Genomic DNA, 5,900 nt, shown 5'->3' with positions numbered 1-5,900 from the left:
GTGCTCGCCTCGGGCATCACGGTGGCGGCACTGGTGGTGGCCAACGCGGCCGGTTCCGCGGTGGATCCCGAAACGGGGGTGCTGTACGGGGAGTTGTTCCAGGGGCGGGTGGAGTACCCGGACCGGCGGGTCCACGAGGCCGCGCGCCGACGGCTGGACGAGGCCGCCGCGCGGAACGCGTCACCCCCGCTGAACACCACCCTCGCGGTGGTCGCCACCGACGCGGAGCTGTCCAAGGCGCAGGCGCAGAAGCTCGCCGGCACGGCGCACGACGGCATCGCCCGCGCCGTGCGGCCGGTGCACCTGCTCAACGACGGCGACACGGTGTTCGCCCTGTCCACCGGGGCCCGTCCGCTCGCCGCCGACCAGCCCCTCGCCCTGAACGACATCCTCGCGGCCGGGGCGGACACCGTCACCCGCGCGATCGTCCGCGCCATCCGCACGGCCGAGCCGGTGCACGGCCCGGCGGGAACCTGGCCGTCGTACGGGGAGTTGTACGAGCCCAGCAGCTGAGAACAGGGGCCGCGGGGCACCAGGAGCGCAAGGGCTCCCCTGTCGCCCGCCCGCCCTCTGCGCCGTAGCCGCTCTTCATGTCCGTCGCGGCCGGCCGGCATCGGGCGGCGGCACCGGCCGGACCAGGGGCGCTGCCGGATTCGGCGCCAGGGCCGACGCCGTCCTCGGCGCCGGGCCGGTGCCTGACCGGGGCGGAGGGCGGTGCCGAGGGTGGCCTGCCCTCGCGGTCAGCGGCAGAGCTCCATGACGTCGTCCGCGAAGGTGGGGAACTCCGCCCGGGCCTCGGCGGTGATCCGCCTGGCCGGCCGGCGCGGTGTGGTCGCGTGCCGCTCGGCGAGTTCGGCCAGTGCGGCGTCCGGGCGTGGCTCCCGGTCCGGGTACTCGACGGCCTCCATCGGCCCGAAGCCGTCGGCCAGCACCCACAGGAAGTCGGACAGGTTCCCGGCCACCACGCCGCACTCGCCCTCCGAGCCCATGAACACCACAGGCTGCTCGGCCGTCGGCCGTCCCGGCCTGGCGCACCACACGGCGGCGAGACCGCCGGTGCCGTCCTGCCCGAAGACCCGGTAGGCGTCGCCGTCGAGTTCGTGGTTCCCGGTCCACTGCCGCAGCCAGTGGGTGGTCTCCTCGGCGGAGTCGAAGGCGTCGTAGGGCTCGAAGTCGACACCCTCTCCCTCGTCGTAGTCGAACTCCGCCCGGGCGACGTCGGCCAGGGCGGGCGGGAAGCGGCGGTCGTCGCCGGTCGTCTCGATCACAGGCACACGCTAACCGCCCCCACCGACAACGCCGATGGGCCGCTTTCCGGGTGCTGCGGGACTCTCGGGGCCGCGTGTCCGTGGACCGGCCGGTCACGTCGGTCACGCCGGGCCCGCGATTGTCCCGGTTCTGTCACCGTGAAGGTCATTCGGGTGATCGGCGGGAACCTCCTGACGGCCCGTCGGCCTCTTCTCCCACACACTGCAACGGACCACGCACACCACACGAACCTGGAGCAGCCCGTGACAAGGCCGGACATAGCAGCGCGGCGCGTACTGGGGGCCTGTGCCGCCCTGATGGTCGGCACCCTCACCCTCACCGGATGCGGCGGCGACGCCAAGGCCAACGACGACGGCCAAGACGGCGGCAAGGACACCCCGAAGACCTCCACCGCGAAGATCACCATCTCGGCGAAGGACGGTTCTACCGGCGCGTCGATCAACGCGACCGGCGTGAAGGTCAGCGACGGCAGGCTGACCGAGGTGAAGATGACCGTGGCGGGGTCGGGGCAGGACGTTCCCGGTTCGATCTCCGCGGACGGCGCCGGCTGGAAGCCCAAGGAGCAGCTGGAGCGCGGGACGAAGTACCAGATCTCGGCGATCGCGAAGGACGCGAACGGCCGTACGGCCGCCGCCAACTCCATCTTCACCACCGTCACCACGGCGAACAGCTTCATCGGCACCTACACGCCGGACAACGGCACGACGGTGGGCGTCGGCATGCCCGTGTCGTTCACCTTCGACAAGGCGATCAGCGACAGGAAGGCCGTGCAGTCGCACATCACGGTCACCTCCAGCAGCGGCCGGCAGGTGGCCGGCCACTGGTTCGGCGCTCAGCGGCTCGACTTCCGCCCCCAGGACTACTGGAAGGCCGGATCCAAGGTCACCATGAAGATCGACCTCGACGGCGTGCAGGGCGCGAACGGCGTGTTCGGCGTGCAGCGGAAGACCGTGACCTTCACCGTCGGCCGCGCGCAGGTCTCCACGGTGGACGCCGACACGCAGACCATGACGGTCGTCCGGGGCGGGCAGACCGTGAAGACGATCCCGATCTCCACCGGCAGCGCCGAGCACACCACGTACAACGGCAAGATGGTGATCTCGGAGAAGTTCGCCCAGACGCGTATGAACAGCCGGACGGTCGGCCTGGGCGGCGAGTACGACATCCCGGACGTGCCGCACGCGATGCGCCTGACGGACAGCGGCACGTTCATCCACGGGAACTACTGGTACAACCAGGGCAACCCGCCCTTCGGCCGCGAGGGCACCAGCCACGGCTGCGTCGGCATGGCGGACGTACGGGGCGCGCAGGGCTCCACCCCCGCGCAGTGGTTCTACGACAACTCGCTGATCGGTGACGTCGTGGTCGTCAAGAACTCCCCCGACAAGACCGTCGCCCCGGACAACGGCCTCAACGGCTGGAACATGTCCTGGAGCGAGTGGACCGCCGGCAGCGCCGTCTGACCGGGCCTGGACCACAAGGGCCCATTCGACCCCTGAGCAGCGGATTTTGACGGATCGGCAGGCCGCGCGGGAACTTCTCGCGCGGCCCGGCCGTTTTTCGGGCATACGTTTTCTCGGTTCCCGGACACGATGTCCGACCGAGGGGCTACGGTATGCACCCACAAGGTGACATGCAGCGACGCCGGGAGAAACCTTGAGCGTTCCGTACGAGACGGCTGCGTACGAGCCACGCGAGTCGCCCGAGTCTCCGGAAGAGCATCTCGCGCGGCTCCTCGGCCGCGCGCTGAACTCCTTCGAGCTGCCCGACGAGACGATACGGCACCTGGACTGCGCACTGGCGTACGACGGCTCGCTGCACTCCGCGCACCACAGCGCGGGGCTGCACCGCGAGACGTTCCGGCACACGTGGCTGCTCGCCGACGGCTCGGCGCTCACTCTCTGGGAGCTGGTGCACAACACCGCGCCCGGCAGCGAGCCGCAGCACGAGGTGTACGTCGACGAGGAGGAGGTGCGCACGGCCACCGCCCGGCTGCCGTTCCCGCCGGACGCCCCGGAGCTGGACCTGCCGGTGCTGGTGCAGCTCTCGCCGCTGCCCGAGGCACGCCACGCGTACGCCCCGGAGGACTCCGCCGACCATGCGCGCCGACTGCTGCGGCGCGCGGAGAACGCGGACCGGCCGGGCACGGACGTCGCCACCCTGCTGGCCACGGCGTCCGGGCACCGGATCACCCAGGCGTTCGGCCGCCCGTGCCGCACGGGCCGCGCCGGGCTGTGCTTCTCGCTCTACGAGCACGCCTTCCTGCTGAGCGACGGCGTGGAGATCTCCCTGTGGGAGGTCGAGCACACGGCGACCCCCGACGGACGCCACATGTGCGAGGTGTACACGACGGAGGACGCCGCCCGGGACGCGATGGAGCGTCGGGCGGCGCAGGTGCCGTAGGCGAGCCGGCCTGGCTGCGGGCGTCTGCCCCGAGGGTCTCAGGGCCGGGGCTCAGGGTGTGACGGGCGCGTCGGCGGGCGTTCGCCGGTCGCCGTCCGCCGAGCCGTCAGTGACCGTCGCTGAGTTGGCGCATCAGGCCCGCGAATGCGGCCCGTTCGGCCGGGGTCAGCTCGACGTACTCCCGGTGGGGGCCCGAGCCGCGCTGGTGCGGGAGGGCCGACAGGCCCGGGTGATGCCGTCGACGGATCTCGAATCGGAGGCCGAAGCGGTAGCCGGCAAGGCCGATGGCGCAGGCGACGATCAGTGCGGCGGGGACGACCACACCGAACCAGATCAGGATCGAGACGTGCTCAGGCATGTCTTCAAGTGAACACCACGGTCCGGGACGTTGGCCCCGGACCGTGACGTATCTCGCAGGTGACGTGAACTACTCACAGCACCCCAAAGAGGCGGAGGCTGTGGCCGCCGTCAGGCCGCCACCGGTTCCTTGGGCTGCGCCGACGCCGCCTGCGCGCCCTCTCCCCCGTCCTCGCCGGCCGTCGGGGCCGCCGCGCCCGGAGCGGGCTTGCGCAGGGTCTTGAGGGCCACCACGAGGGCGGTCGTCACGCACACGCCCACCGCGATGGCGATCAGGTAGAGGAACGGGTTGCCGATCAGCGGGACCACGAAGATGCCGCCGTGCGGGGCGCGCAGCGTGGCGCCGAAGGCCATCGACAGGGCGCCGGTGAGCGCGCCGCCGACCATCGAGGCGGGGATGACACGCAGCGGGTCGGCCGCCGCGAAGGGGATCGCGCCCTCGGAGATGAAGGAGGCGCCCAGAACCCAGGCGGCCTTGCCGTTCTCCCGCTCGGCCCGGGTGAAGAGCCGGCCGCGCACGGTCGTGGCCAGGGCCATCGCCAGCGGCGGCACCATGCCCGCCGCCATCACCGCGGCCATGATCTTCATGGCGGAGTCGCTGGGGTCGGAGACCGCGATGCCGGAGGTGGCGAAGGCGTAGGCGACCTTGTTGACCGGACCGCCGAGGTCGAAGCACATCATCAGGCCGAGCAGCGCGCCGAGCAGGACGGCGTTGGTGCCGGTGAGGCCGTTCAGCCAGTCGGTCATCGCCTTCTGCCCGGAGGCGATGGGCTTGCCGATGACCACGAACATCAGGAATCCGACCACCGCCGAGGAGATCAGCGGGATCACCACCACCGGCATGATGCCGCGCAGCGGCGCGGGGATGCGCACCTTCTGAATGGCCATCACCACACCACCGGCGATCAGACCGGCCACCAGGCCGCCGAGGAAGCCCGCGTTGATGGTCAGGGCGATCGAGCCGCCGACGAAGCCGGGGACGAGACCTGGGCGGTCCGCCATGCCGTAGGCGATGTAGCCGGCCAGGACCGGGACGAGGAAGGCGAAGGCCACCCCGCCGATCTGGAAGAGCAGGGCCGCCCAGCTGTCGGACTGGGTCCAGACGAAGTGGTGCATGACCGACGGCGCCGACTTGATCTCGTAGCCGCCGATGGCGAAGCCGAGGGCGATCAGCAGACCACCCGCCGCGACGAACGGGACCATGTAACTGACGCCCGACATGAGCCATTTGCGCAGCTTTGTGCCGTAGCCCTCATTCGCCTCGCCGGTCCGCTCGACCGGCGTGCTTCCGGGCGCCGCGGCCGCGGTCGCCACGCCGCGCGCGGCCTTCTCCCGCACCTCGCCGATCAGTTCGCCGGGCCGGTTGATGCCCGCCTTGACGCCCACGTCGACGGTCGGCTTCCCGGCGAAGCGGTCCTTGTCCCGTACCGGGACGTCGTGGGCGAAGATCACGCCGTCCGCCGCCGCGATCACCGCCGGGTCGAGCCGGGTGAAACCGGCCGAGCCCTGCGGCTCGACGACCACCTCGACACCCGCCTCGCGGCCGGCGTTCTCCAGCGACTCGGCCGCCATGTAGGTGTGCGCGATACCGGTGGGGCAGGAGGTGACGGCGACGATCCGGAACGGGCGCTCGTCCGCAGCGGGCGCGGAGGGCTCCGCCGTGGGGGCTGCGGGCGCGGAGGCGGTGGCGGCTGCGGGCGTCGTGGTGCCCGCCGCGGCGCCGGGGGAGGCCGCCCCCGGTGCCGCGGCGGTGTCTTCGGAGGTGTCCGTGGCCACCTGGGCGCCACCGCTCGCGGCAGCCGCCTCCGCCGGAGTCTCGTCCCCGCGGATGAGCGCCGCCGCGGTCGCCGCGTCGCCGGCCGACCGCAGCG

General features: G+C 72.0%; 6 protein-coding genes. 3 read left to right on the top strand and 3 right to left on the bottom strand.

Annotation, left to right across the window (positions count from 1 at the left end; all coding sequences use genetic code 11):
• A partial coding sequence (locus BZY54_RS47560) for a P1 family peptidase (RefSeq protein ID WP_208640988.1) occupies nt 1-513 on the top strand: 513 nt, incomplete at its 5' end.
• A 227-nt stretch (nt 514-740) separates the two neighbouring features.
• Here the strand turns inward: BZY54_RS47560 and BZY54_RS47555 are convergent.
• Nucleotides 741-1,268 (bottom strand): SMI1/KNR4 family protein, encoded by a 528-nt coding sequence (locus BZY54_RS47555; RefSeq protein WP_086731495.1) that lies wholly within the window; start codon nt 1,266-1,268, stop codon nt 741-743.
• Between the two features lie 243 nt (nt 1,269-1,511).
• Between BZY54_RS47555 and BZY54_RS47550 the strand changes: the two genes are divergently transcribed.
• Both BZY54_RS47550 and BZY54_RS47545 read left to right on the top strand, forming a co-directional pair.
• Nucleotides 1,512-2,732, top strand: coding sequence for a L,D-transpeptidase (locus BZY54_RS47550; RefSeq protein ID WP_086731494.1), 1,221 nt, complete (start codon nt 1,512-1,514; stop codon nt 2,730-2,732).
• A 193-nt stretch (nt 2,733-2,925) separates the two neighbouring features.
• Nucleotides 2,926-3,672, top strand: a complete 747-nt coding sequence (locus BZY54_RS47545) for a DUF6227 family protein (protein WP_086731493.1) — start codon at nt 2,926-2,928, stop codon at nt 3,670-3,672.
• Between the two features lie 106 nt (nt 3,673-3,778).
• Here BZY54_RS47545 and BZY54_RS47540 read toward each other — a convergent pair whose 3' ends face one another.
• A complete protein-coding gene (locus BZY54_RS47540; RefSeq protein ID WP_086731492.1) occupies nt 3,779-4,030 on the bottom strand; it encodes a hypothetical protein in 252 nt (83 codons plus the stop codon).
• 110 nt (nt 4,031-4,140) lie between these two features.
• Nucleotides 4,141-5,900, bottom strand: a 1,760-nt coding sequence (locus tag BZY54_RS47535) for a PTS fructose transporter subunit IIC (protein ID WP_107420018.1), incomplete at its 5' end; no start/stop codon positions are given.

The sequence above is a fragment of the Streptomyces carpinensis genome (assembly GCF_002154505.1).
Classification (GTDB): domain Bacteria; phylum Actinomycetota; class Actinomycetes; order Streptomycetales; family Streptomycetaceae; genus Streptomyces; species Streptomyces carpinensis.
This window is presented reverse-complemented; position numbering and strand designations above follow the sequence as displayed.

Bases quoted from the DNA above. Each gene is read 5' to 3' on its own strand.
- BZY54_RS47540 (WP_086731492.1), bottom strand. From the start codon at position 4,030: ATGCCTGAGCACGTCTCGATCCTGATCTGGTTCGGTGTGGTCGTCCCC.